21 protein-coding genes are annotated in these 24,292 nt (G+C 73.3%); 13 read left to right on the top strand and 8 right to left on the bottom strand.

What is annotated here, in order from left to right:
• Window positions 1–14 precede the first annotated feature (14 nt).
• The 9 genes from leuS to RM779_RS15595 all read left to right on the top strand — a co-directional run bounded on the left by leuS (window position 15) and on the right by RM779_RS15595 (window position 11,749).
• Entirely contained in the window at window positions 15–2,873 is a 2,859-nt protein-coding gene (gene leuS, locus RM779_RS15635) for a leucine--tRNA ligase (RefSeq protein ID WP_311618299.1), read from the top strand.
• Between the two features lie 172 nt (window positions 2,874–3,045).
• Complete coding sequence (locus RM779_RS15630) at window positions 3,046–3,903, top strand: hypothetical protein (RefSeq protein WP_311618298.1); 858 nt, start codon at window positions 3,046–3,048, stop codon at window positions 3,901–3,903.
• Window positions 3,904–3,965: 62 nt separating this feature from the next.
• Window positions 3,966–4,817: a DegV family protein gene (locus RM779_RS15625; protein WP_311618297.1), complete on the top strand. Its 852-nt coding sequence runs from the start codon at window positions 3,966–3,968 to the stop codon at window positions 4,815–4,817.
• Window positions 4,818–5,269: 452 nt separating this feature from the next.
• Window positions 5,270–6,088: a ComEA family DNA-binding protein gene (locus RM779_RS15620; protein WP_311618296.1), complete on the top strand. Its 819-nt coding sequence runs from the start codon at window positions 5,270–5,272 to the stop codon at window positions 6,086–6,088.
• Complete coding sequence (locus RM779_RS15615) at window positions 6,075–8,546, top strand: ComEC/Rec2 family competence protein (RefSeq protein WP_311618295.1); 2,472 nt, start codon at window positions 6,075–6,077, stop codon at window positions 8,544–8,546. The genes RM779_RS15620 and RM779_RS15615 overlap by 14 nt, the downstream gene beginning before the upstream one ends.
• A 72-nt stretch (window positions 8,547–8,618) precedes the next feature.
• Entirely contained in the window at window positions 8,619–9,254 is a 636-nt protein-coding gene (locus tag RM779_RS15610) for a winged helix-turn-helix domain-containing protein (protein ID WP_311618294.1), read from the top strand.
• Window positions 9,251–10,522, top strand: a complete 1,272-nt coding sequence (locus RM779_RS15605; RefSeq protein WP_311618293.1) for an MFS transporter — start codon at window positions 9,251–9,253, stop codon at window positions 10,520–10,522. The genes RM779_RS15610 and RM779_RS15605 overlap by 4 nt, the downstream gene beginning before the upstream one ends.
• A 193-nt stretch (window positions 10,523–10,715) precedes the next feature.
• The gene (locus RM779_RS15600) at window positions 10,716–11,558 is read left to right on the top strand and encodes a helix-turn-helix domain-containing protein (RefSeq protein WP_311618292.1); all 843 of its coding nucleotides are present in this window, start codon (window positions 10,716–10,718) and stop codon (window positions 11,556–11,558) included.
• A complete protein-coding gene (locus RM779_RS15595; RefSeq protein ID WP_311618291.1) occupies window positions 11,540–11,749 on the top strand; it encodes a DUF397 domain-containing protein in 210 nt (69 codons plus the stop codon). The genes RM779_RS15600 and RM779_RS15595 overlap by 19 nt, the downstream gene beginning before the upstream one ends.
• Window positions 11,750–11,774: 25 nt before the next feature.
• Here the strand turns inward: RM779_RS15595 and RM779_RS15590 are convergent, their stop codons facing one another.
• Entirely contained in the window at window positions 11,775–12,866 is a 1,092-nt protein-coding gene (locus tag RM779_RS15590; RefSeq protein WP_311618290.1) for a hypothetical protein, read from the bottom strand.
• Window positions 12,867–12,948: 82 nt separating this feature from the next.
• Window positions 12,949–13,407 carry a pyridoxamine 5'-phosphate oxidase gene (locus RM779_RS15585; protein WP_311618289.1) on the bottom strand — a complete coding sequence of 153 codons (459 nt, stop codon included), beginning with the start codon at window positions 13,405–13,407 and terminating at the stop codon, window positions 12,949–12,951.
• Between the two features lie 79 nt (window positions 13,408–13,486).
• Here RM779_RS15585 and RM779_RS15580 point away from each other — a divergent pair, with 79 nt between their 5' ends.
• On the top strand, window positions 13,487–14,311 hold the full coding sequence (locus RM779_RS15580; RefSeq protein WP_311618288.1) for an arylamine N-acetyltransferase family protein: 825 nt from the start codon (window positions 13,487–13,489) through the stop codon (window positions 14,309–14,311).
• Between the two features lie 13 nt (window positions 14,312–14,324).
• Here the strand turns inward: RM779_RS15580 and RM779_RS15575 are convergent, their stop codons facing one another.
• Window positions 14,325–14,795, bottom strand: a complete 471-nt coding sequence (locus RM779_RS15575; protein WP_077061486.1) for a hypothetical protein — start codon at window positions 14,793–14,795, stop codon at window positions 14,325–14,327.
• A 374-nt stretch (window positions 14,796–15,169) separates the two neighbouring features.
• The gene (locus RM779_RS15570) at window positions 15,170–15,415 is read right to left on the bottom strand and encodes a hypothetical protein (protein WP_311618287.1); all 246 of its coding nucleotides are present in this window, start codon (window positions 15,413–15,415) and stop codon (window positions 15,170–15,172) included.
• A gap of 39 nt (window positions 15,416–15,454) precedes the next feature.
• Between RM779_RS15570 and holA the strand changes: the two genes are divergently transcribed.
• Complete coding sequence (gene holA, locus RM779_RS15565) at window positions 15,455–16,444, top strand: DNA polymerase III subunit delta (protein WP_311618286.1); 990 nt, start codon at window positions 15,455–15,457, stop codon at window positions 16,442–16,444.
• A 48-nt stretch (window positions 16,445–16,492) separates the two neighbouring features.
• Here holA and RM779_RS15560 read toward each other — a convergent pair whose 3' ends face one another.
• Both RM779_RS15560 and rpsT read right to left on the bottom strand, forming a co-directional pair.
• A complete protein-coding gene (locus RM779_RS15560; protein ID WP_311618285.1) occupies window positions 16,493–17,413 on the bottom strand; it encodes a hypothetical protein in 921 nt (306 codons plus the stop codon).
• Window positions 17,414–17,658: 245 nt separating this feature from the next.
• Complete coding sequence (gene rpsT, locus RM779_RS15555; protein ID WP_077061489.1) at window positions 17,659–17,925, bottom strand: 30S ribosomal protein S20; 267 nt, start codon at window positions 17,923–17,925, stop codon at window positions 17,659–17,661.
• A 165-nt stretch (window positions 17,926–18,090) separates the two neighbouring features.
• Between rpsT and lepA the strand changes: the two genes are divergently transcribed.
• Window positions 18,091–19,950, top strand: coding sequence for a translation elongation factor 4 (gene lepA / locus RM779_RS15550; RefSeq protein ID WP_077061490.1), 1,860 nt, complete (start codon window positions 18,091–18,093; stop codon window positions 19,948–19,950).
• Window positions 19,951–20,062: 112 nt separating this feature from the next.
• Window positions 20,063–21,946 carry an AMP-dependent synthetase/ligase gene (locus tag RM779_RS15545; RefSeq protein ID WP_311618284.1) on the top strand — a complete coding sequence of 628 codons (1,884 nt, stop codon included), beginning with the start codon at window positions 20,063–20,065 and terminating at the stop codon, window positions 21,944–21,946.
• Window positions 21,947–22,157: 211 nt separating this feature from the next.
• Here the strand turns inward: RM779_RS15545 and hemW are convergent, their stop codons facing one another.
• Together hemW and RM779_RS15535 are read right to left on the bottom strand one after the other, a co-directional pair.
• Entirely contained in the window at window positions 22,158–23,390 is a 1,233-nt protein-coding gene (gene hemW / locus RM779_RS15540; RefSeq protein WP_311618283.1) for a radical SAM family heme chaperone HemW, read from the bottom strand.
• Between the two features lie 48 nt (window positions 23,391–23,438).
• Entirely contained in the window at window positions 23,439–24,278 is an 840-nt protein-coding gene (locus RM779_RS15535) for a DUF3097 domain-containing protein (protein WP_311618282.1), read from the bottom strand.
• Between the last annotated feature and the right edge of the window lie 14 nt (window positions 24,279–24,292).

Raw genomic sequence — 24,292 nt, 5'->3', positions numbered from 1 at the left:
GAGCTTCGAGGACGATGAGCGAGACACACAGGTACGACGCCGCCCTGGCCGCGGACATCGAGGCACGCTGGCAGGACTACTGGGAGCGGCACGGCACCTACGAGACGCCCAACCCGACGGGTGAGCTGGCGGACGGCACGGGCCGGGCGGACCGGCCCAAGAAGTTCATCATGGACATGTTCCCGTACCCCTCGGGCGCGGGCCTGCACGTCGGCCACCCGCTGGGCTACATCGCCACCGATGTCTACGCCCGCTTCCAGCGGATGAACGGGCACAATGTGCTGCACACCCTGGGCTTCGACGCCTTCGGGCTGCCCGCGGAGCAGTACGCGGTGCAGACCGGCACCCATCCGCGGGTGTCCACCGAGGCCAACATGCGGACCTACCGCACGCAGCTGCGCCGTCTGGGCCTGGGCTACGACCTGCGGCGTTCGTTCGCCACGATCGATCCGGACTACTACCGCTGGACTCAGTGGATCTTCGTCCAGATCTTCAACTCCTGGTACGACCGCGACGCGGGCCGGGCGCGGCCCATCGAGGTGCTGGTGGCGCAGTTCGCCGCGGGCGAGCGCGCCACCCCGGACGGCAGGCCCTGGGCCGAGCTGACCGCCGCCGAGCGCGCGGACGTGCTGAGCGGCCACCGTCTGGCCTACGCCTCGGACGCGCCGGTGAACTGGTGCCCCGGCCTGGGCACGGTGCTGGCGAACGAGGAGGTGACCGCGGACGGCCGTTCCGAACGCGGCAACTTCCCCGTCTTCAAGGCCAAGCTGCGCCAGTGGAACATGCGGATCACCGCCTACGCGGACCGGCTGATCGACGACCTGGACACGGTCGACTGGCCGGCCGCCATCAAGATCCAGCAGCGGAACTGGATCGGCCGTTCCGAGGGCGCCCGGCTGGACTTCCCGCTGGCGCACGCGGCGGGCGGGGTCCGCGAGGAGACGATCACCGTCTTCACCACGCGGCAGGACACGCTGTTCGGCGCGACCTACATGGTCCTGGCGCCCGAACACCCCCTGATCGACACGGTCGTCCCCGAGTCCTGGCCCGCGGACACGCGGCAGGCGTGGACCGGCGGGCACGCCACGCCGCGCGACGCGGTCGCGGCCTACCGCAAGCAGGCGGCCGCCAAGTCCGACCTGGAGCGGCAGGCCGAGGCACGGGAGAAGACGGGCGTCTTCACCGGCGCCTTCGCCGTCAACCCGGCCACCGGGGAGCGCATCCCCGTCTTCATCGCGGACTACGTGCTGCTGGGGTACGGCACCGGCGCGATCATGGCCGTTCCCGCGCACGACAGCCGGGACTTCGCGTTCGCCCGCGCCTTCGAGCTGCCGATGCGCTGCGTCGTCGAGCCGACGGACGGGCGCGGTACCGACCCGGCCGCGTGGGACGACTCGTTCAATGCGAAGGACGCCCGCATCGTCAACTCGGCGGCCGGCAAGTTGTCCCTGGACGGCCTGGACGTCGCCTCGGCCAAGGCGCGGGTCAACGTCTGGCTGGCGGAGCGCGGTCTGGGCGAGGGGACCGTCAACTTCCGGCTGCGCGACTGGCTGTTCAGCCGCCAGCGGTACTGGGGCGAGCCGTTCCCCGTCGTCTACGACGAGGACGGCGTGGCCCACGCGCTGCCCGAGTCGATGCTGCCGCTGGAGCTGCCAGAGGTCGACGACTACGCGCCGCGCACGTTCGACCCGGACGACGCGGACACCCGGCCGGAGACGCCGCTGTCGCGCAACGAGGAGTGGGTGAACGTCACCCTGGACCTGGGCGACGGGCCGAAGAAGTACCGCAGGGAGACCAACACCATGCCCAACTGGGCGGGTTCCTGCTGGTACCAGCTGCGCTACCTGGACCCGTTCAACGCCGAGAAGCTGGTCGACCCGGAGATCGAGCGCTACTGGATGGGCCCGCGCGAGGGCATGCCCACCGGCGGCGTCGACCTGTACGTCGGCGGCTCCGAGCACGCGGTGCTGCACCTGCTGTACGCGCGGTTCTGGCAGAAGGTGCTGTTCGACCTGGGGCACGTGTCGTCCCCCGAGCCCTACCACAAGCTGTACAACCAGGGCATGATCCAGGCGTACGTCTACCGGGACGCCCGCGGCTTCCCGGTGCCCGCGGCCGAGGTCGAGGAGCACGACGGCGGCTGGGTCCACGCGGGCGAGCCGGTGACGCGCGAGCTGGGCAAGATCGGCAAGTCGCTGAAGAACGTGGTCTCGCCGGACGAGATCTTCGCCGCGTACGGGGCGGACACGCTGCGGCTGTACGAGATGGCGATGGGCCCGCTGGACGTGTCGAGGCCGTGGGAGACCCGGGCGGTCGTCGGCCAGTACCGGCTGCTGCAACGCCTGTGGCGCAACGTGCTGGACGAGGCCACCGGCGAGCCGGCGGTGGCCGACGAGGCGCCGGACGAGGCGACGCTGCGGGCCATGCACAAGGCGATCGACGGGGTGCGGCAGGACCTGGAGCAGCTGCGGTTCAACACGGCCATCGCCAAGATCACCGAGCTGAACAACCACGTCACCAAGGCCGGCGGCCGGGTGCCGCGGGAGGCGGCCGAGACGCTGGTGCTGCTGATCGCCCCGCTGGCGCCGCATGTCGCCGAGGAGCTGTGGCGCCGGCTGGGGCACGAGGACAGCGTGACGGCCGCGGACTTCCCCGTGGCCGACCCGGCGTTCGTGGTAGACGAGACGGTCACGTGCGTGGTGCAGATCAGGGGCAAGGTGCGGGCCAGGCTGGAGGTGGCGCCGACGGTGTCCGAGGCCGACCTGGAGGCGCTGGCGCTGGGCGCACCCGCGATCGTCGACGCGCTGGGCGGCGGCGCGGTCCGGAAGGTGATCGTCCGCGCGCCGAAGCTGGTCAACATCGTTCCGGCGTGATCGTTCCGGTGTGAGTTGGTCCGTGTCCGTTCCCTTCTCCGTTCCCTTCTCCGTTTTCTGGCTCGCTGACCTGGTGTGACGGGCGGGCCGGGCACGGAGGAGGGAACGTTCGGGGGCGGGTATCGGCTCGTTCCGGTTCGAAGGGCCCGAAGGCGTCTTACTCTGGGGACTTATGGAGATAGCTTTCGCCCTGCTGGCGCTGTTGCTCCTGTCCGTCGTGATGTGCGTGGTCGCGGTGGTACGAGGGGTGCGCGCCGCCAAACGCGGCATCCAGCGCGCCGGGCGGGAAGTGCGCCGCACGGTCAGCGACGCCACGCTCGCCGCGCGCGCGGCGCAGCCCGGCATGGTGGGTGAGCTGGCGCGCACGCGCAAGGAGCTGCGGGCCTGCATCGAGGGCACGCGGAACACCCTGCGGCTCGGCACCGAGGACGACCCGGCGCTGGGCGAGGCGCTGGCGCTGCTCGGCCGGCTCGACGGCCACTACCGGCAGCTGGACGGCGAGTTGAGCGCGTTGATGTCCGGGGAGCCGGACCGGGCACGGATCGCCGCCAGGATGCCGGAGCTGCGCAAGCGCGCCGAGGACATCAAGCGGTCCGCGGACGCGCTGCGCTTCGCCGCGCAGGAACGGGCCGGGCGGCACGACGCGGAGGCCCTCGACGCCCTCCACCAGCAGATCGGCATGGAGGCGAGCGCGCTGCGCCACTGGGACCCGGTGGAGGGCGGCGACGGATCGCAGGGCGTGCAGGGCGTGCAGGGCACCGGGGCGGCGGTGCCGGGGCCGGGAGCCGCGGCGGGGCCCTCCGGGCTGCGCAAGCCGCAGGACGCCGCGCGGGAGCTGCGGGACGCGCCGGATGCGTCCGGTGCTTCGGGTGCTTCGGGTGCCTCGGATCTCTTGGGGGCTTCCTCGGACGTGCCGAAGGGCCCGAAGGGCGAGGAGGTTCCCGAAGCTCCGGGGGCCCCCGGTGCCGGGGATTCCTCCCGGCCTTCGCGGCTCTCCCGGCGCTTCCGGAAGGCGGAGGAGGAGGCGTAGCCGCCGGGAGCGGGACCCGGGCGACCGGGGCCGTTCCGCCGCGCTCCGCTAGTCTCCGGTCTATGTCCCGCTCCCTCGCCATCGTCACCGATTCCACGGCCTATCTGCCGCGGGCGGCCGTCGCGCGCCACGGGATCACCGTCGTTCCGCTGACGGTGGTGCTCGGCGGCACCGCGCACGAGGACGGCACGGGGGAGGCCGCGCGGCGGCTCACGCGGGCGTTGCAGCAGCGGCAGCCGGTGACGACGTCGAGGCCGGGCCCCGAGACGTTCGCCGCGGCCTACCGGGCGGCGGCCGAGGCGGGCGCGAACGGTGTGGTCTCGCTGCACCTGTCCTCGGAGATCTCCGGCACGCACGACGCGGCGGTGCTCGCGGCGCGGGAGGCGCCGGTCCCGGTGCGCGTCGTGGACAGCGGCATGATCGCGATGGCGCTCGGGTTCAGCGTGCTCGCCGCGGCGGAGGCGGCAGCGGCGGGCGGCACGGCGGACGAGGCGGTCGCGGCGGCCGTCAAACGGGCCGAGGCCACCCGCGCCTACTTCTACGTCGACACCCTGGAACACCTGCGGCGCGGCGGCCGGATCGGCACGGCGCAGGCGCTGTTCGGCTCGGCGCTCGCGGTGAAGCCGCTGCTGCAACTGGCCGACGGGCGCATCGAGCCGCTGGAACGGGTCAGGACGGCGTCGCGGGCGATCGCCCGGCTGGAGGAGCTGGCCGTCGAGCACGCGGAGGCGGGGGCGGGGCCGGTGGACGTGGCCGTGCACCACCTGGCGGCGGAGGAACGGGCGACGCAGCTGGCGGAGCGGCTGCGTGGTCGGCTGCCCGGGCTGGCCGAGCTGCACGTGAGCGAGGTCGGCGCGGTGCTCGGCGCGCACACGGGCCCGGGCCTGCTCGGCGCGGTCGTCGCCCCGCGCTGAGGCGCCCCGCGTTGAGGCGCCCCGCGTTGAGGCGCGGCGGGGGGTGGTCACTCGGGCGGGTGACGGAGTTTTCCACATGCAAGTGGTTATCCACAGATTTGGGGGCGGGTCTGGCGGCGTGCCACCTGTGGTGATTACTCTCTGTAGTCATGGAGATGACGCGAGTACGCGGCTCGGGGGCCGGTCGTGCGCCGGGCGGCCGGGGCGGGAGCGGCCCGGGCCGCAGGGCGATGCGCGGCCGTGCGGCCCGGGACGAGGCGGCGCGCAGCCGCGCGGCAGCGCTGTTCGCGGCCGGTCCCGGTCCCGGTCCCGGTCCCGGCCCCGGTCCCGGTCGGGGTCCGGGGCTCCAGCCCGAAGCGCCGTCGCCGCCACCGCCACCGCCGCCACCGCCGCCACCGCCACCGCCACCGTCGCCGTCGCCGTCGCCGCCGTCACCGTCGTCGGCCGGGCGGGTGGAGCCCGACGGGCCGGCTGCCGTTGACGCGGCGCCGCCCGCGGCCCCGCTGCCATGGCGCGCACGGGTCCGGCTCGCCGTGGGCGAGCGGCTGCCGGGGTGGGCGCGGTTGCGCTGCGGGGTCGAGCCGAGGACCGTCGCCGCGTTGTGCCTGGTGCTCGTTGTCGCCGCGGGGTTCGCCGTGCACCACTACTGGACGGGGCGCCCGCGCGCGGTGACGGCGGTGGAGCAGGCGGCGGCGCCGCCCGGCGCCCCGCCGTCCGCCGGTTCCGGTGCCGGTCCCGGATCTGGTTCCGGTGCCGCGGCTTCCCCGGCGGAGTCCGCGGCGGAGGCGGCAGGCCCCGCGGCCGACGCCGCCGCGGCGCCGTCCGGGGCGCCCGCCGCTGGGTCCGTCGTGGTCGACGTGGCGGGCGAGGTCCGCGAGCCCGGCGTGTACACGCTGCCCGCGGGCTCCCGCGTCGCCGACGCGATCGAGGCCGCGGGCGGGGCGCCGGGCGATGCCGCCGACGGGCTCAACCGGGCCCGGGTGCTGGTCGACGGCGAGCAGGTCCTCGTCGGCGGCGAGCAGCCGGCCGCGCCGGCCGCGCCCGCCGGGGGCGCGCCGCCGCCCGGCGGCGGCCCCGCGGCTCCCCTCCGGCTCAACACGGCGACGGTCGAGCAGTTGCAGGAGCTGCCGGGTATCGGCCCGGTCCTGGCGGGGCGCCTGGTCGCGTTCCGCACCGAGCACGGGGGCTTCACCTCCGTCGAGCAGTTGGGCGAGGTCGCCGGGATCGGTGAGCGGCGCCTCGCGGATCTGAGGGACCGTGTCACGCTCTGACGCCGCGATCCCGGCCGCACGGGCCGGGCGGCCGGGGCGCGCGGGGGAGCGGCGGGCGGCACCGGCGGATCTGCGTCTCGTTCCGGCCGCCGCCGCGGCCTGGGCGGCCGCGGCCCTGGCCCTCGACGCCCCGGGACGGCCGGTCGCCCTCGGCGTCGTGGGCTGCCTGCTCGCCGCGGGAGCGGTGCTGCTGTGGCGGCTGCACCGGCCGGGCCGCCGGCTCGCGGCGGCCGTGGCGATGGCGCTGCTGTGTGCCGCCGCGGGCGGCGCGGTCGCGGGGCTGCACGCGGCGGCGGCCAGGGCTGGGCCGCTCCCCGGCCTGGCCGGGCAGCGGGTCGACGTGGAGGTCGAGGTCACCGGCGATCCGGTCCTGGCCGCGCGGCGGGCAGGCGCCGCGGGAGACGCACCCCGTCCGGTGCTGCTGCCGGCTCAGGTCGTGCGGCTGCACACGGCCGACGGCGGGGTGCGGAGCCTGCGCGGCCGGGTCCTGGTCGTCGCCCAGGGCGAACGGGCGGCGCCCTGGCTGTCGTTGCTGCCCTCGACGCGCCTGCGGACCACCGCGCGCGCCGCGCCGCCGATGCCGGGACGCGCCTGGGAGCTGGCATCCGTCCTGCGGGTGCGGGAGGCGGGGCCGCCCGCGGTGACGGGCGGGCCGAGTGCGGTCCAGCGGTTCGCCGGGCGGCTGCGGGCCGGGCTGCGTGAGGCCGCGGCGGATCTGCCGGGCGATGCCCGGGTGCTGTTGCCCGCGCTCGTCATCGGCGACGACTCCGGCGTGCCGGCCGACCTGGAGGAGGCCGTCCAGGCCACCGGGCTGACGCACCTTGTCGCGGTCAGCGGCAGTCAGGTGGCCATCGTGCTCGGCCTGCTCATCGGCAGCCCCGGCACCGCGTCGCGGGCCGAGCGGGGCGGGCTCGCGGCCCGGCTCGGCATACCGCTGCGGAGTACGGCGCTGGTCGGCGGGGTGCTCGTGGTGGGTTTCGTCCTGGTGTGCCGCCCCGATCCCAGCGTCCTGCGCGCCGCCGTCTGCGCCGGCATCCTGCTGCTCGCCCTGGCCACCGGGCGGCGCCGTTCGCTGCTGCCCGCGCTGGCCGCCGCCGCCCTTCTGCTGATCCTGTACGACCCGTCCCTGGCGCGGTCGTTCGGCTTCCTGCTGTCGGTGCTGGCGACGGGTGCGCTGCTGACCGTCGCCCCGGTCTGGAGCCTGGCGCTGCGCCGCCGCGGGGTGCCGCGGCGGCCGGCCGAGGCGCTGGCCGCCGCGGGGGCGGCCCAGCTGGTGTGCGCCCCGGTGGTCACCGTGTTCGCGGAGACCACCAGCCTGGTCGCCATCCCGTGCAACCTGCTGGCCGGACTCGCCGTCGCCCCCGTCATCGTGCTCGGCTGGGCGGCGATGGCCCTGGCGCTGCCGGCGCCGGGCGCGGCCGAAGCGCTGACCCTGATCGCGAGCTGGCCGGTGCGCTGGATCGCGGCCGTGGCCCGCACTGGCGCGGCGCTGCCAGGGGCCGAGCTGGACTGGCCGGGCGGCTGGTGGGGGGCGGTGCTGCTCGCGGGCGCCACCGTCGCCGCGGTGGCGCTGGCGCGGCGGCTGCCCGGCCGTCCGGTCACGGCGGCGGTCTGCGTGCTGCTGCTCCTGCTCGCCGTGCTGCGCCCGCCGCCGCTGGTACGGGTGCTGACCGGCTGGCCGCCGCCGGGCTGGCGGGTCGTGGCGTGTGACGTGGGCCAGGGCGACGCGCTGGTGCTGGCGGCGGGACCCGGCCGGGCGCTGGTGGTCGACGCGGGTCCCGAGCCGGCGGCCGTGGACCGGTGCCTGCGGGATCTCGGGGTGCGGGAGGTGCCGCTGGTGATCCTGAGCCACTACCACGCCGATCACGTCGGGGGACTGTCCGGCGTGCTGCGGGGGCGTTCGGTCGGCGCCGTCCAGACCACGGCCGTGCGGGACCCGCCGGAGCAGGCGGAGTTCGTGGCGCGGGCGGCCGCCGACGCGGGGGTGCCGGTGCTCACCGCGGTGCCGGGGGAGCGGCGCCGCCTCGGGGAGGGGCTGAGCTGGGAGGTGTTGTGGCCGCCCGCGGGCGCGGGCGCCGCCGGGCTCGGGGCCAACGACGCGAGCGTCACGCTGCTGGTGCGGGCCGGGGAGCTGACGGTGTTCCTGCCGGGTGATCTGGAGCCACCGGCGCAGGAGCGGCTACTGGCCGAGCGCCCCGGTCTGCCGCGGGTGGATGTGCTGAAGGTGGCGCACCACGGGTCGGCGGCGCAGCACCAGCCGCTGCTCGACCGGCTGCGACCGCGGATCGCCCTGGTCAGCTGCGGCGCGGACAACCGGTATGGCCACCCCGCGCCGCGCACCCTCGCGGCCCTGTCCCGAGCCGGGGCGGCGGTGCTGCGGACGGACGCGCACGGCCCGCTGGCCGTCGCCTCGACGGCCGAGGGGCCGCGCGGTATCGCCCGCGAAGCCCCCATGTAAAGAAAACCCACTAAAGGAAAGTTGCTAAAGGTATCTTGCTAAAGCTTTCTTGTTATAGCTATCGTCGCGGGCATGGAGAACGACAACGAGCCCGCCGCCCCGGAGCCGAGTGCCGGGCCGTTCGCGCAGTCACACATCCGTCTCACCGACCCGAAGGCGTTGCGCGCCTACAACCATCCGACCCGGATGCAGTTGGTGGGGCTGCTCCGCCTGCGGGGGCCGCTGACCGCGACCGAGGCCGCCCAGCTCACCGGCCAGTCCGTGGCCAGCTGCTCCTACCACCTGCGGATGCTGGCCAAGTACGGACTGGTGGAGGAGGACGCGAGCGGCACCGGGCGGCAGAAGCCCTGGCGCGCCACGGCCCGTTACACCTCGTGGCCCGAGCACTCCGACGATCCCGCCGTCGCCGAGGCGAGCGCCGCCCTGACCACCGCGGTTGCCGAGCACTGGTTCGAGCGTGTCCTCCGGGCCATCGAGACGCGCGGCACGCTGCCGCGCGAATGGCAGGAGGCCGAGGAGTTCAGCGACGAGGTGCTCTTCCTGCTGCCCGCCGAGCTGAAGGAGTTGCGGGCGGACATCACGGCGCTCCTCGACAGGTACGCCGACCGGGCCGATCCCGCGCGGCGGCCCGAGGGGGCACTGCCGGTCGAGTTCCTGCGCATCGCCTACGCCCGTCAGGAGGGCGAAGACGGCGGGGACTCCAGGTGAGCCGGTTCGGCCGGCACGTGCCCGAGCTGCTGCGGGGGCGGCCGTTCCGCCGCTACTGGACGGGCCAGTCCATCTCGCTGGCCGGCGATCAGATATCCCTCATCGCGCTGCCGCTCGCCGCCGTCCTCATCCTGGACGCCGACGCAGCGCAGATGGGGCTGCTCAAGACCGTCGAGCTGCTGCCCGCCCTGCTGCTCTCCCTGCCCGCCGGGGCCTGGGCCGACCGCAGGACCAGGCGTCGCCACGTCATGATCGCCACCGACCTCGGCCGCGCCGCGCTGATCGCCTCCGTGCCGCTCGCCCACCTCCTGGGCGTGCTGACCCTCGCGCAGATGTACTGCGTCGCCGCGGGCATCGGGGCGCTGACGGTGCTGTTCGACGTCTGCAACGTGACGCTCTTCGTCTCGCTCGTCCCCGCCGAACGTTTCGTACAGGGCCAGTCGCTGCTGAACGGGAGCCGCGCCATGGCCAACGTCGGCGGGCCGAGCGCCGGCGGCATCCTCGTTCAGATCCTGACCGCCCCGATCGCGCTGATCGCCACCGGCCTGGCCTACCTGGCGTCCGCCGGTTTCCTCGCCCGCGTCCACCCGGTGGAGCCGCCGCCCGCCGCGCCCGCCAAGGGCTACTTCACCGAGGGCCTGCGCTGGGTGCTGAACAACCCGTACATGCGGGCGATGTTCGCCGCATCCGGCACCCTCCAGTTCTTCAACTTCATCTTCCACACCCTGTTCGTGCTCTACGCCACCACCGAACTCGGCCTCAGCCCCGGCGTTCTGGGCCTCGTGCTCGGCCTCGGCGCCGTCGGCGGCCTGCTGGGCGCCGCCCTCACCGGCCGCGTGGTGCGGCGCCTGGGGGTCGGACCCACCGCGGTCCTCGGCGCCGCCGGGTTCACCGTGCCGCTGATGCTCATACCGCTCGCCGACGGCCCGCAGCCCCTGGTGATCGCGATGCTCGGCACGGCCGAATTCCTGTCCTGCTTCGGCGTGATGCTCGCCGACATCACCCTCGGCTCCCTCCAGATGGCCCTGATCCCGCACGAGTTGCGCGCCCGTGTCACCGGCGCCTACCGCATGCTCAACCACGGCTTCCGCCCGCTCGGCGCCCTCGCGGGCGGCGCACTCGGCACCGCCATCGGACTACGCCCGAGCCTGTGGATCGGCACCGCCGGCGCCGTACTCGGCCTGCTGTGGATACTCCCCTCCCCGATTCCCCGCCTCCGCGACCTCCCCACCGCCGAACCGGCGCCCCGGGTCGAGTCAGCGGCCTGAGCGGAAGTGTCACTTCCGATCCCGCCGCACCCACCCCGCCCTCCTGTGCCACCGCGGGCACGGTTCCCCCGCTCGGCACACGCCGGAAGGCCGACGGGCCGCAAGCTCCGGCAGTCGTTCCGCCACGCGTGTCAGTCACGGTGGGTAAGGTGGCGAACACGGGTCCACGGGAGATCCGGGGAATGGGGGACAGATGCTTTTCAAGCCGGGGGAGTTGACCCCCGACCGGTCGGTGCGGCACCTCTACGGCGCGGATCTGCGCCGTCACCGGATGAAGGCGGACACGTCGCTCGCGCAGCTCGCGGGGCAGGTGCCGTGCAGCAAGAGCCAGTTGGCGCGGATCGAGACCGCCGAGTCGATCGTTCCGCCCGGCCTGTCCGAGGAGTTCGACCGGATCTTCGGCACGGACGGCCACTTCACCCGCCTCTACGGACTGGTCAGACGGGAAGTGCACCCCGATCAGTACCGCAGATACATGAGTGCCGAGTCCGCCGCCGAGTCCATCGCCCACTACGCTGCCCACGTCGTTCCCGGGCTGCTGCAGACCGAGGCGTACGCGAGGGCGCTGCTGCGCTGCGACCCCGACACCTCCGCCGAAAAGGCCGAGGAGCTGGTGGCGGCGCGCATGAGCCGCCAGGAGCGACTGACACCGGATGGTGCGCCCTACATATGGGCCATCCTGGACGAAGCGGTGGTCCGGCGGCCCATCGGCGGACCACAGGTGATGCATGACCAGTTGGCCGCCCTGCTGCCGCTGACGGACACCGCCACCACCAAGATCCAGGTCTTGCCGTACAGCCACGGTGCCCACGCATTGCTCGGTGGACCACTGACACTGCTCAAACTTCCCAACGGCGTCGAGGTCGCCTACGAAGAAGGCCTTGAGACGAGCCGCCTGTTCGAGGACCCTAGGGATGTCAGCAGGCGTCAGCGAATCTACGATGCCCTGCGGGCGTACGCACTGTCCCCCAAGGACACGGCGGCGCTGATCGAGCAAGCGATGGAGGACTACGGACCATGCGATCCCCCGGCCTGAGCGCCGTTCACTGGCGGCGGTCCAGCTACTCCAATACAACCGGAGGCGAATGCCTGGAGGTGGCCGGAGGGCTTCCCCGGAGCGTTCCGGTGCGGGACAGCAAGATGCCCGGCTCGGGCCTCGTCGTCTCCGCTGGCGCGTGGCGGGCGTTCATACGGGCTGTCGTACGCCCGGATGAGCTGGCCACATAGGTCACTCCCCGCAACGCGCGGGGCATCAGGTGAGGTCGACTTCGAGGACCGCTGCCTCCTGACCGGCGGCCAGCAGCACGGTGATTCGCTCGTGCGCCCCGTCGGACGGGTAGCCCGCGCATGCGATCCGCGCGCCCTCTCCCATGCGCGTCAGAAGGAGGTCGCTCAGGTCATCCATGAGGAAGGCCACGAGGTGGCCGTCCGGCAGTTCCTCGCCGTCCTCGGCGTCGTCCTCGTCCCATAGCCTGTTGAAAAGGATCCCGTTGCGGAGCCGGGCCGGGAACTCGGCCGCCGAGACGGTCTGAAACTCCCCCTCGCCGCGCTCGTTCACGTTCTCGCCGTTCTCGCCGCTCTCGGCCCACCAGCGGACTGCCTCGGTCATTCGGTTGCCGTCGCCTTGACCGAGCTGGTCGAGCCGGAAGCGGAAGGTGACCGGGGTGTTGTTGTCCACCCAAAGCAGTTCGCTCAGCAACGTCATGAGGCAGGCGATCCGGGTGCGCAGCGGCCCGTCCGCGCCCTCGGCGGCGAAGGCCGGCGGCTGCTGGACCTTCGGCGCCGCCTCAAGAAGGACACGCAGCGTGCTGCCCCAGGTGTCGCGGTGCAGCAGGTGCAGCGGCTCACGCGGGCCCGGCCCGTTCGAAGCCCCGGCGGCGGTGGTCAACCGGAGCACGTCGGAATACGGGCCCGCGATACGGTCGGCGAGAAGACGGACCAGCGCTTCCCCACGCCCACCGCGCACTCCCGTCACTTCCGTGATCGAAGTCGCGAGTTCGTCCGCCACCTCCGCGTCGGAACGGGCCGACCCGTACGGTCGGCCGGGGCCGACAGACACGCGACTGGTCAGCACTGTTGCACCGCTGACCGCCGGGAGGTCACCGGCCTCCGCGATCTCCGGCAACGGCGGCGGCTTCGGCCACTGCTGATCCTCGCGCGACTTGGTCCTTCCGGGCACCAGGGTGGCTGCCCACCCGGTCGTCTCCTCCGGCGACCACGCCGCCAGCAGCCACACCGCCGCGACCATCACCCACTGCTCGTTCGTCGGCCGCCGGCCGCCTGCCCGCTTCACCGGGTCGGGCTGCCGGTGCCGGGCGTCGCTGTAAGCCGTGGTCAGGTCCATCGAAACAAGCACCTCTGAGCCATGAGAAGTCCGAGCCGAACCGTCGGTGCCGCCGCCACTCGCTCCAGCGCGGCCGAAGCGTTCACACGAGCCAGGTGCCGTCTCTCATCAGGTGGCGGCCCGGGATCTCGTTGACCTCGCGCCAGGCGCGCACCGTGCGCGGGTGGAAGCGGATGAACGTCCAGGCGGGACGGCCTCTGACGTCCCAGGAGAGCTTTTCCGCGAAGCGGTCGCCCTCCTCGTCGCCGATCCGGTCGTTCGCCACGACCTCGGCGTCCGCGTCGATGATCACCACGTCCCTGGTGTGGCCGAGGGCGAGCGTCGCGCGGCCGGTCCTGCGGGCGTTGACCGTCGTCGGGTTGGTCTCCCGCGTGGTGACCACGAGAACGCCCTCGTGCCACACGAACGACAGCGGCACCAGGCACGTGTCGCCGTCCGGGCCCGAGGTGGACACCCACAGGTCGATGTCCTCCGCCAGCCGCGCCAGCACGTCCTGTTTGCGTTGCGCGCCCTCGCGCGCCGCGGCCTTCTCGCTCGCCATGCACGTCACGCTAGTACCAGGCAGCTGACCAGGCCATAGGCCGCAGGACCTAGTCCCACGCCCGTGTCACGATTGGCTGATGAACGACGGACGCATCGCCGCCTATCTCCGCCGCATCGGGGCCGGGCGCCCCGCGGTCGCCGACGCGGAGGCCCTGCGGCAGCTCCAGGTGCGGCACCTGCACACGGTGCCCTTCGAGAACCTGTCGATTCACCTCGGCGAGGAGATGCCCCTCACCGACGCGGCCGTCCACGAGCAGGTGGTGGACCGGCGGCGCGGCGGCATCTGCTATCAGCTCAACGGCGCGTTCGCCACGCTCCTGCGCGGCCTCGGCTTCGACGTGACGCCGCTCAGCGGCCGGGTCGTCGCGGACGGGGGCCCCGGGCTGCCCTACGACCACCTCGTGCTCCTCGTCACCGGCGCGGGGCTGACCGAGCCGTGGCTCGCGGACGTCGGCTTCGGCGACCACGCGCACCACCCGCTGCGCTACGACAGCCGGGACGAACAGGCCGATCCGGCGGGAACGTTCCGGCTGGCGGAGACGGCGGACGGCGACCTGGAGCTGCTGCGGGACGGCAAGCCGCAGTTGGTCGTCGAACAACGGCCGCGCGTGCTCGCCGATTTCGAGGCCACCTGCTGGTACCACAGGACCTCGCCGCTCTCGCATTTCACCCGCTCCCTGGTGTGCTCCCGGTTCACAGAACAGGGCCGGGTCACGCTCAGCGGACGCACGCTGAAGATGACGACCGCGGGTCGGCGCGAGGTCACGGAGCTGCCGGACGAGGCGGCCGTTCTGGACGCCTACCGCACCCACTTCGGGATCGAGCTGGACGCGGAGCCGCGCCTGAGTGCCCTGAGCGCCCTGAGCGCCGGTGCGGCGGCCATCCGGCCGCCGCACCCCTGACGTCCGTCCGCCGTCAGAACTCGAACGGTCCCGGCGACTGCGGCGAGGTCGCGGTGCAGTTCACCGTGATGAGCCCCAGGGCCGTGAACTCCAGGGATTCCACTTCGAGCACGTCGCCCGCGGCGACCGTCCCGCTCAGCGGGCCGGTCGTCACATCGTCACCGGCCGCCATCGCCGGGTTGTCGTTCCCGGTGAACGTCGTCGTCCCGCTGCCGTTCAGCGTCAGCGTGAGCGTGGAGTCGACCGTGCCCGCCGGGACGGCGATGGGCGCCGTGACGGCCGAGGAGGTCACGGTGATGGTCGCCGATGTGCCGTCCTGCGTGGCCACGAGCGTGGCCTCGCCGGAGCCGTACGAACCACAGTCGGCCGATACCGTCGCGGTCGTCGGCTCCACCGCGATGGCGGTGGGGGCCAGGGCGAGCGCGCCCGTGGCCAGGGCCGCGGTGGTCGTCACGAGACCGATTCCGAGCTTGCTGCGTCGCATGGAAACTGCCTTTCGGTGTGGGGGAGTCGTTTCACTTCCGCTCGCCGCCGTGCACGGGTGCACGGCGCACGGGCGCACGGATGTACCGGGGCGTGGCGGAGCTCCACCGTGCCCCGGGGCGGTGCTGGGGGGACTGCGGCGCGCGGGGGTGCGCCCGTGCGCGTGCGGATGCGGGGTGCCCGCGGCGGCCGGATCGCGTACGGGCGTGCACGGTCCCGTACCGGTCTCCGCCGGCATGTCGAACTCTGCTCGAACTTGCTGTTTACCGCGCGATGTTCATTGAGCCGCGAGGAGGCGCGGAACGCAAGAAGGGGCGTCCATGATTTTTACCTGGCAGTAGGAACGCGCCACGCCCGGTCGCCCCGCGGAACGCCTCACTCGCGTTCGAGCCAGCCGTCGTACTCCTCGGCCAGGGCCGCCAGGGCGGCGAGGGTGGCTGGGGACCAGCCGGCCGGTGGGGCGTTGAGGACCACGAGCCACTGGGCGTCCTCGGCGTCGTCCTCGCCCGCCAGGGCGTCCCGGACCGGCCGCGGCTCCTCGGGCAGGCCGAGGCGGTCGGCCACTTCCGCCGCCACGTCGTCCGCGGCCTCGCGGTCGGGCAGCACCAGCACGTGTTGCATGGGGCCAGGCTGTCACAGGCGCGTGGGATGCTGGGGCGCATGGCTGCCACAACCACCGTGTCCGATGGCGGAGCCCCCGGGGCGTTCGCCCTGGCCGTGGGGCAGGAGGAGCTGCTGCTCGACCGCGCCGTGCAGCAGGTGATCGCCGCCGCGCGGGCCGCGGACCCGGACACCGACGTGCGCGATCTGGCGCCCGGCGCGCTCCAGCCCGGCACGCTGGCCGAGCTGACCAGCCCTTCGCTGTTCGCCGAGCGCAAGGTGGTGGTCGTGCGGGCCGCGCAGGATCTGCCCGCCGACATCGTCAAGGAGATCAAGGCGTATCTGGCCGCGCCAGCGGAGGAGATCACGCTGGTGCTGCTGCACGCGGGCGGCGCGAAGGGCAAGGGGCTGCTCGATGCGGCGCGCAAGGCGGGGGCGAGCGAGTACGCCTGCCCGAAGATGACCAAGCCGGCGGAGCGGCTGGCGTTCGTGCGGGCCGAGTTCCGCGCGGCGGGGCGCAGTGCCACCCCCGCCGCCTGCCAGGCGCTGGTCGACGCGATCGGCAGCGACCTGCGCGAGCTGGCCTCGGCCTGCACGCAGCTGGCCGCCGACGTGCCGGAGGCCATCGACGAGGCGGTGGTGGCCCGTTACTACACGGGTCGTGCGGAGGCGTCCAGCTTCACCGTCGCCGACCGGGCCGTCGAGGGCCGCACCGCGGACGCGCTGGAGGCGCTGCGCTGGGCGCTCGCCACGGGGGTCGCGCCGGTGCTCGTCACGAGTGCGCTGGCGCAGGGCGTGCGTGCCATCGGCAAGCTGGCCTCGGCGCCCGGCGGGATGCGGCAGGGCGACCTGGCGAGGGAGCTGGGTATGCCGCCGTGGAAGATCGACCGGGTCAGGCAGCAGATGCGCGGCTGGTCGGCGAACGGGGTGGCGCTCGCGCTGCGCGCCGTGGCGGACGCGGACGCGGCCGTCAAGGGCGGCGGCGACGACCCGGCGTACGCGCTGGAGAAGGCCGTGGTCGCCATCGCGGGGGCGGCGCGCTCCCGTTGACGTGAGGGCGCGCGGTCGTTGCCGACGGCGGCAGCCGGCCTCCCGTGCTCAGACCGCTTCCGGCTCTCCCGGGCCGCCCCGGCTTCCGCCGTCGTCCGGCCCCTCGGTGCCGCCGTCGTCGTTGCCGTCCCGGCCGCCGTCGACACCGCCATCGACACCACCGTCTGGACCGTCGCCCTCGCCGGTCCCGTCGCGCAGGGCCGCCAGCGTCTCCTCGGTGGCGTCGCGCAGCATGTCCCGCACCCGGTCCTCCTCGGCGAGGCCGTCGGGATCGTCGCCGAGGTAGGCGTTCCAGGTCAGTGAGTACTCGAACCAGCCGTCCCGCACGGTGACGCTGGCCCAGGTCAGGTCGCCGCTGAGGGCGTCCTCGCCGAAGATGATGAACGCTTCTTCGCCCAGGTCCGCCAGCGGCTCCGTCCGGTAGTCGTAGTAGCCGTCGCCCTCGTTGTACTGCTCGAACGCCTCGGCCCTCGCCGCGAACTCGGGGGCCGGGTCCGTTCCCTTGTGCCAGCTCAGCTCGTACATCATGTAGGCGCTGTAGTAGCTGTCCGAGTCGGCCCCGGTCGGCTCCAGGGTGAACTCGCAGCTGCTGATGTCGAGGGCCTCGGTCTGCGCGGCCTGCGAGGTCGGCTCGTCGTCCTCGTACGGCTGGTAGTCGGCCTCGAACGCGGCCATGTCCGCCGTGCCGCACAGGTCCGCCTCGAACCGGTATCCGGCCAGGTCGGCCGTGTCGTCGGAGCCGATCGCACCGGTCGCGAACATGACACCGCCCCAGGCCGCCGAGGTCACCAGTACCCCGCCGACGCCGTAGAGCCAGCCGGGCATCCCGCCGCCGCGCGGCGGCGGGCCCGGCTGCGGCGGCACCATCGGCCCGAACCCGGCCGGGCCCTGCGAGTATCCGTAGGCCGCGGGGGCCGCCCCGTAGGGCGGCTGCTGGTAGGGGTTCGACGACCCCCCCGGTATCGACATGCCGTTAACCTACCGCCTCCGACCGGCCGCCCCCAGTCGCTTTCGGGTCGCCGGGCGCACAGAAAAGCCAGCGCACGCACCGGAAAAGGCAGAACCCCCGGCCGCCGGGGAGGCGGCCAGGGGCCCTGGACGTATGGTCAGGCACCGCACCCGTCGTGGCGAACGTTGGGATCAGCGCGGTGCCCGTGGCGTACCGGCCGGTGCGGAGAGAGGGGCCGCGGGAGCCGGTCCTGGTACGGGAGTGGTCAGCCCTTGAGCGCGTTGACCTGGGCGGCCAGCGCGGACTTCTTGTTCGCCGCGTTGTTGCGGTGCAGCACGCCCTTGCTCACGGCCTTGTCGAGCTTGCGGGCCGCGGCCGAGCGGGCGGCCTCGGCCTGCTCGTAGTCACCGGCGGCAGCGGCCTCGCGGGCGCGCCGGACGGCGGTCTTGACCTCGGACTTGATGGCCTGGTTGCGCTGCCTGGCCTTCTCGTTGGTCTTGATCCGCTTGATCTGGGACTTGATGTTCGCCACGAATGAGCCTTCTCAGTGCGGTTGAGATGATGGGTGTCCGAACGGGACACAGTGGGCCAGCGTACCAGCGGCCTGCGCCCTGCTCCCAATCGGGGAGCGGGGCCGTCCGCATGGGACCATGGGGGCGACCAAGCGACCCACCGCCATGACCCGACAGGACCACGCGTGCCCGCGATCTCTTCGAACGCGCCGGAGCCGAGCCGCACCGAGCCGGCTCTCATCCGCAACTTCTGCATCATCGCGCACATCGACCACGGCAAGTCGACGCTCGCCGACCGGATGCTTCAGCTGACCGGCGTGGTCGAGCAGCGCCAGATGCGTGCCCAGTATCTCGACCGCATGGACATCGAGCGCGAGCGGGGCATCACGATCAAGTCCCAGGCGGTCCGGATGCCGTGGGCGTCCGACGGGACCCCGCACGTGCTCAACATGATCGATACGCCGGGGCACGTCGACTTCACCTACGAGGTCTCCCGGTCCCTCGCCGCGTGCGAGGGCTGCATCCTCCTCGTCGACGCGGCCCAGGGCATCGAGGCGCAGACCCTCGCCAATCTCTACCTGGCGATGGAGAACGACCTGACGATCATCCCCGTGCTCAACAAGATCGACCTGCCCGCCGCCCAGCCCGACAAGTTCGCCGCGGAGCTGGCGCACCTCATCGGCTGCGATCCGGACGACGTGCTGCGCGTCTCCGCCAAGACCGGGGACGGCGTTCCCGAGCTGCTCGACGAGGTGATCCGCCAGGTTCCGGCGCCGGTCGGCGACGCGGACGCGCCCGCCCGCGCCATGATCTTCGACTCCGTGTACGACGCGTACCGCGGCGTCGTCACCTACGTGAAGGTCGTCGACGGGCGGCTCGGCCGGCGCGAGCGCATTCAGATGATGTCCACGGGCGCCACCCACGAGCTGCTGGAGATCGGCGTCAACTCCCCGGAGATGACGCCCTCCGACGGCATCGCCGTCGGCGAGGTCGGCTACCTCATCACGGGCGTGAAGGACGTGCGGCAGTCGAAGGTGGGCGACACGGTCACCTGGCAGCGGAACGGCGCGACCGAGCCGCTGGGCGGCTACAAGGACCCGCGGCCCATGGTGTTCTCCGGCCTGTATCCCATCGACGGCTCGGACTACCCGGCGCTGCGCGACGCGCTGGAGAAGCTCCAGCTGAACGACGCGGCGCTGGTCTACGAGCCGGAGACCTCGGTGGCACTGGGCTTCGGCTTCCGCGTCGGCTTCCTGGGGCTGCTGCACCTGGAGGTCATCCGTGAACGTCTGGAGCGCGAGTTCGGTCTCGATCTGATCGCCACCGCGCCCAATGTGGTCTACCAGGTGACCATGGAGGACGGCTCGGAGCACACGGTGACGAACCCGAGCGAGTTCCCCGTGGGGAAGATCGCGGAGGTCCGCGAGCCGGTGGTCAGGGCCACGCTCATCGCCCCCACCGAGTTCATCGGCGCGATCATGGAGCTGTGCCAGGCCAGGCGCGGGGCCATGCAGGGGATGGACTACCTCTCGGAGGAGCGGGTCGAGCTGCGCTACACGCTGCCGCTCGCGGAGATCGTCTTCGACTTCTTCGACGCGCTGAAGTCCAAGACCCGCGGCTACGCCTCGCTCGACTACGAGCCGACCGGCGAACAGGCCGCGGCGCTGGTGAAGGTCGACATTCTGCTGCACGGCGACAAGGTCGACGCGTTCTCGGCGATCGTCCACAAGGACAAGGCGTACGCGTACGGCGTGAAGATGGCCGGGAAGCTGAGGGAGCTGATTCCGCGGCAGCAGTTCGAGGTGCCGATCCAGGCCGCGATCGGCTCGCGGGTGATCGCCAGGGAGACGGTGCGGGCGATCCGCAAGGACGTGCTGTCCAAGTGCTACGGGGGCGACATCTCCCGCAAGCGGAAGCTGCTGGAGAAGCAGAAGGAGGGAAAGAAGCGCATGAAGATGGTGGGGCGGGTCGAGGTGCCCCAGGAGGCGTTCATCGCGGCGCTTTCCTCCGACTCCGACGGCGGCGAGGCGAAGAACAAGAAATAGGCCCCTTACGTGCGAGGGCCGGGCCCTTTAGTCTGATCGCCACCCGGCGGTTACTGACGAGTTACCCCGGTGACCCGTGACCCCCGTTGCAGTGCGGCACCCGGAGGAAGTCGTGAGCGAGAAGCAGACCCCGACCCGCTCGATCGCGGAACGCCCGCCGTCCGTGGCCAACCTGTTCCTCGACCGGGTCGCCGCCACCCCGGACCGTGAGGCGTTCCGCTACCCGGTGCCCTCCGCGGGGGAGGGGCCCGACGACTGGCGCAGCTACACGTGGGCGCAGTCCGCGCAGCGCGTCTACGCCATAGCGGCGGGTCTGATGGACCTCGGTGTGCGGCCGGAGGAGCGGGTGGCGATCGCCTCCACGACGCGCGTGGACTGGATACTCGCCGACCTCGGCATCATCTGCGCGGGCGCGGCCACCACCACGGTGTACCCGCAGACCAACGCCGAGGAGACCGCGTACATCCTCGCCGACTCCGGCAGCCGCGTCCTGATCGCCGAGGACGCGGCGCAGTTGGCCAAGGCCCGCGAACGGCGGGCCGAGCTGCCCGGCCTCGCGCACGTGGTGGTGATCGAGGCGGCGGACGCGGTGCCCGCCGAGGGCGACCCGGAGGGCTGGGTCCTCTCGCTCGCCGACCTGGCGGAACGCGGGGCCGCCCACCTGGAGAAGAACCCGGACTGCGTCACCGACACCGTCGCGGCGCTGCGTCCCGACCAGCTGGCCACGCTCATCTACACCTCGGGCACCACCGGCCGCCCCAAGGGTGTGCGGCTCAGCCAGGACACCTGGTCGTACATGGGCCTGGCGATAGAGGCCATCGACCTGGAACGGCCGGACGGCCTGCAGTACCTGTGGCTGCCGCTCGCGCACGTCTTCGGGAAGGTGCTGCTCGCCGCGCACGTCCAGATCGGGCATGTGATGGCCGTCGACGGGCGCATCGACAAGATCATCGAGAACCTGCCGGTCGTGCGGCCGAGCCTGATGTGCGGGGTGCCGCGCATTTACGAGCGCGTCTACAACGGCGTCGCGGCCAAGGCCAAGGCGGGCGGCGCGCTGCGCTTCAAGATCTTCAACTGGGCGGCCGGCATCGCCCGCGAGTACGCCCAGGTCTCCCAGGAGAACTTCCGGCGCACCGGCAAGGCCACCGTCCCCGCCGGGCTCGCGGCGCGCCACCGCGTCGCCGACCGGCTGGTGTACGCCAAGCTGCGCGCCGCCTTCGGCGGGCGCATGCAGGTATGCGTGTCCGGCTCCGCGGCGCTCACCCCGGAGATCGGCTACTTCTTCTGCGGCGCGGGCATCCCGATCCTGGAGGGCTACGGCCTGACGGAGTCCGCGGCGGCCAGCTTCTGCAACCCGCGCGCCGCCTACCGCACCGGGACCGTCGGCAAGTCCCTGCCGGGCAACGAGGTCAAGATCGCCGACGACGGCGAGATCCTGCTGCGCGGCCCCGGCATCATGCAGGGCTACCACGGGCTTGCGGAGCAGACCGAGGCGGTCCTCGGGACCGACGGCTGGTTCCACACCGGCGACATCGGCGAGCTGTCGGACGACGGTTATCTGCGCATCACGGACCGGAAGAAGGACCTGTTCAAGACCTCGGGCGGCAAGTACGTGGCGCCCACGGAGATCGAGGGCCGCTTCAAGGCGGTGTGCCCCTACGCCTCGACGATGATCGTGATCGGCGCGGGCCGTAAGTACTGTTCCGCGCTGATCGCGCTGGACGAGGCGGCGATCCTCGGCTGGGCCGAGGAGGCGGGCATCAGCGGCGGCTACGCCGAGGTGGTGGCGCACGAGCGCACGCGGCAGCTGATCGACGGGTACGTGCAGGAGCTGAACGGGACGCTCCAGCGCTGGCAGACGGTGAAGAAGTTCCAGCTGCTGCCGCGCGAGCTGGACGTGGAACACGGCGACCTCACGCCGAGCCTGAAGCTGAAGCGGCCCGTGGTGGAGCGCGAGTTCGACGGGCTGATCGGCTCGATGTACGAGAACGCCTGAGCGGCGAGCCCGCCGACGCCGACGCCGACGGCGACCGGGTCGGAACGGCGGCGGCCTTTCGCCGGCCGGCGAGGCCGGGAAACGCGGAAGGCCGGGAGAGAGCTCTTGGGCGCCGGTGGTCGGGCCGGGAACGCGGGCCGGGAACGCGGGCTGGTCGTGGTGGCCGCCGTCGGCAACGCCGGGCCGCGGGGCGGCCGGCGTCGGAGGGCCGTCAGTCCACGAGGTCCCGGGTCAGGGCGTCCGCGAGGAGCCGGCCGCGCAGCGTCAGCGCCGCGCGCCCCGCGGTGAACGCGTCGGGGCGCAGCAGGCCGTCGGCCAGGGCGCGGCGGGCCGCCGCGAGGCCGTCGGGGCGCAGCAGGGACAGCTCGCAGCCGGCGTCGAGGCGCAGCCGGAGCAGGATGTGCTCCACCCGGCGGTCCTCCGCCGTCAGCACCTCGCGGCCCGCGCCGGGGGAGCGGCCCTCGGCGAGCGCCTGGGCGTACGCGCCGGGGTGTTTCACGTTCCACCAGCGGACGCCGCCGACGTGGCTGTGCGCGCCGGGTCCCGCGCCCCACCAGTCCGCGCCGGTCCAGTACAGCTCGTTGTGCCGGCAGCGGGCGGCGGGGGAGGTGGCCCAGTTGGAGACCTCGTACCAGGCGAACCCGGCCGCGGCGAGCGCCTCCTCGGCGATCAGGTAGCGGTCGGCGTGCACGTCGTCGTCGGGTGCGGCCACCTCGCCGCGGCGGACGCGGCCCGCCAGGCGCGTGCCGTCCTCGACGATCAGCGAGTACGCCGAGACGTGGTCGGGGCCCGCGCCGATGGCCGCCGCCAGCGAGGCCCGCCAGTCCGCGTCGGTCTCGCCCGGGGTGCCGTAGATCAGGTCGAGGCTGACGTGCTCGAAGCCGGCGGCGCGCGCCTCGGCGACGCACGCCTCCGGGCGCCCCGGCGTGTGGGTGCGTTCCAGAACGGCGAGCACGTGCCGGCGTGCGCTCTGCATGCCGAACGAGACCCGGGTGAAGCCCGCAGCGCGCAGCGCGGCGAGCGATTCGGGGCCGACCGAGTCCGGGTTGGCCTCGGTGGTGACCTCGGCGTCGGCGGCGAGGCCGAACTCGGCGCGCACCGCGTCCAGCATGCGCGCGAGGTCGGCGGGCGGCAGCAGGGTCGGGGTGCCGCCGCCGACGAACACCGTGCTGACCCGGCGCGGGTCGTCGCCCAGCACCTTGCGCGCGAGCCGGACCTCCTGCTCCAGGACCTCCGCGTAGTTCTCCCGGGAGGCCAGCGCCCCGCCGGAACCGCGCAGCTCGCCCGCCGTGTAGGTGTTGAAGTCGCAGTACCCGCAACGGGTCGCGCAGTACGGCACGTGCAGGTAGAAGGCGAGTGGCCGGCCGGCGGCGCCGGCGCGCGCGGTGGCGGGCAGCGCGCCGTCCGCGGGCACGGGCTCGCCGTCCAGGGGTGCGGAGGGCATGCCCCCATTGTCCCCTGCCCCGCGGGCCCGCCTACGCCGGTCCGCCGCCTACGCCGGTCCGCCGGGTCCGCCCGGTCCGCCGACGGTCACGTGGTCGATCAGGTGCTCGACCGGGCCGAGCAGTGCGGGGTCGAGGTCGCGGAAGCTGTGCACGCGGCCGAGGATGCGCTGCCAGGCCGCGCCGGTGTGCTCGGGCCAGCCGAGCGCGCGGCACACGCCGGTCTTCCAGTCCTGCCCGCGCGGCACGTCCGGCCAGGCCGGGATGCCCACGGCGGCGGGCTTGACCGCCGCCCAGATGTCGATGAAGGGGTGCCCGACGACCAGTACGTGCGGGTCGTCGATCCCGGCGGCGATCCTGGACTCCTTGGAGCCCGGCACCAGATGGTCCACCAGGACCCCGAGCCTGGCCCCGGGGGTGGGGCCGAAGGCCCGGACGACCTCGGGCAGGTCGTCGATGCCCGCGAGGTACTCCACGACGACGCCCTCGATCCGCAGGTCGTCGCCCCACACCTTCTCGACCAGCTCCGCATCGTGGCGCCCCTCCACATAGATGCGCCCGGCGCGCGCCACCCGGGCGCGGGCGCCCGGTACGGCGAGTGAGCCGGAGGCGGTGCGGGCCGGCCCTTCCGCGGCGGCCCGCGGACGCGGCCTGACCAGGGTCACCGGGTCACCCTCGAAGAGGAACGCGGCCGGAGCGAGCGGAAAGTCCCGGTGGGTGCCGAACCGGTCCTCCAGCGTCACGGCCGTCTTGTCGCAGCGGATCACCGCACCGCAGAAGCCGGTGGTGACCTCCTCGACGACGAGCCCGGGGTCGGCCGCCAGCTCGGGAACGGGCTTGCGCCGCTTCCACGGCGGCGTCAGATCGGGTCCGTACTGTCTGCTGCGCATGGGCCCATTCGACC

The sequence above is a fragment of the Streptomyces johnsoniae genome (assembly GCF_031845565.1).
Lineage (GTDB): Bacteria > Actinomycetota > Actinomycetes > Streptomycetales > Streptomycetaceae > Streptomyces > Streptomyces johnsoniae.
This window is presented reverse-complemented; position numbering and strand designations above follow the sequence as displayed.

Coding starts and splice junctions, on each gene's coding strand:
- RM779_RS15585 (WP_311618289.1), bottom strand. CDS start 13,407: ATGGCGAGCGAGAAGGCCGCGGCGCGCGAGGGCGCGCAACGCAAACAG.
- RM779_RS15595 (WP_311618291.1), top strand. CDS start 11,540: ATGCGATCCCCCGGCCTGAGCGCCGTTCACTGGCGGCGGTCCAGCTAC.
- RM779_RS15625 (WP_311618297.1), top strand. CDS start 3,966: ATGTCCCGCTCCCTCGCCATCGTCACCGATTCCACGGCCTATCTGCCG.
- RM779_RS15560 (WP_311618285.1), bottom strand. CDS start 17,413: ATGTCGATACCGGGGGGGTCGTCGAACCCCTACCAGCAGCCGCCCTAC.
- holA (WP_311618286.1), top strand. CDS start 15,455: ATGGCTGCCACAACCACCGTGTCCGATGGCGGAGCCCCCGGGGCGTTC.
- leuS (WP_311618299.1), top strand. CDS start 15: ATGAGCGAGACACACAGGTACGACGCCGCCCTGGCCGCGGACATCGAG.
- RM779_RS15610 (WP_311618294.1), top strand. CDS start 8,619: ATGGAGAACGACAACGAGCCCGCCGCCCCGGAGCCGAGTGCCGGGCCG.
- hemW (WP_311618283.1), bottom strand. CDS start 23,390: ATGCCCTCCGCACCCCTGGACGGCGAGCCCGTGCCCGCGGACGGCGCG.
- RM779_RS15590 (WP_311618290.1), bottom strand. CDS start 12,866: ATGGACCTGACCACGGCTTACAGCGACGCCCGGCACCGGCAGCCCGAC.
- RM779_RS15580 (WP_311618288.1), top strand. CDS start 13,487: ATGAACGACGGACGCATCGCCGCCTATCTCCGCCGCATCGGGGCCGGG.
- RM779_RS15575 (WP_077061486.1), bottom strand. CDS start 14,795: ATGCGACGCAGCAAGCTCGGAATCGGTCTCGTGACGACCACCGCGGCC.
- RM779_RS15535 (WP_311618282.1), bottom strand. CDS start 24,278: ATGCGCAGCAGACAGTACGGACCCGATCTGACGCCGCCGTGGAAGCGG.
- RM779_RS15630 (WP_311618298.1), top strand. CDS start 3,046: ATGGAGATAGCTTTCGCCCTGCTGGCGCTGTTGCTCCTGTCCGTCGTG.
- RM779_RS15570 (WP_311618287.1), bottom strand. CDS start 15,415: ATGCAACACGTGCTGGTGCTGCCCGACCGCGAGGCCGCGGACGACGTG.
- RM779_RS15600 (WP_311618292.1), top strand. CDS start 10,716: ATGCTTTTCAAGCCGGGGGAGTTGACCCCCGACCGGTCGGTGCGGCAC.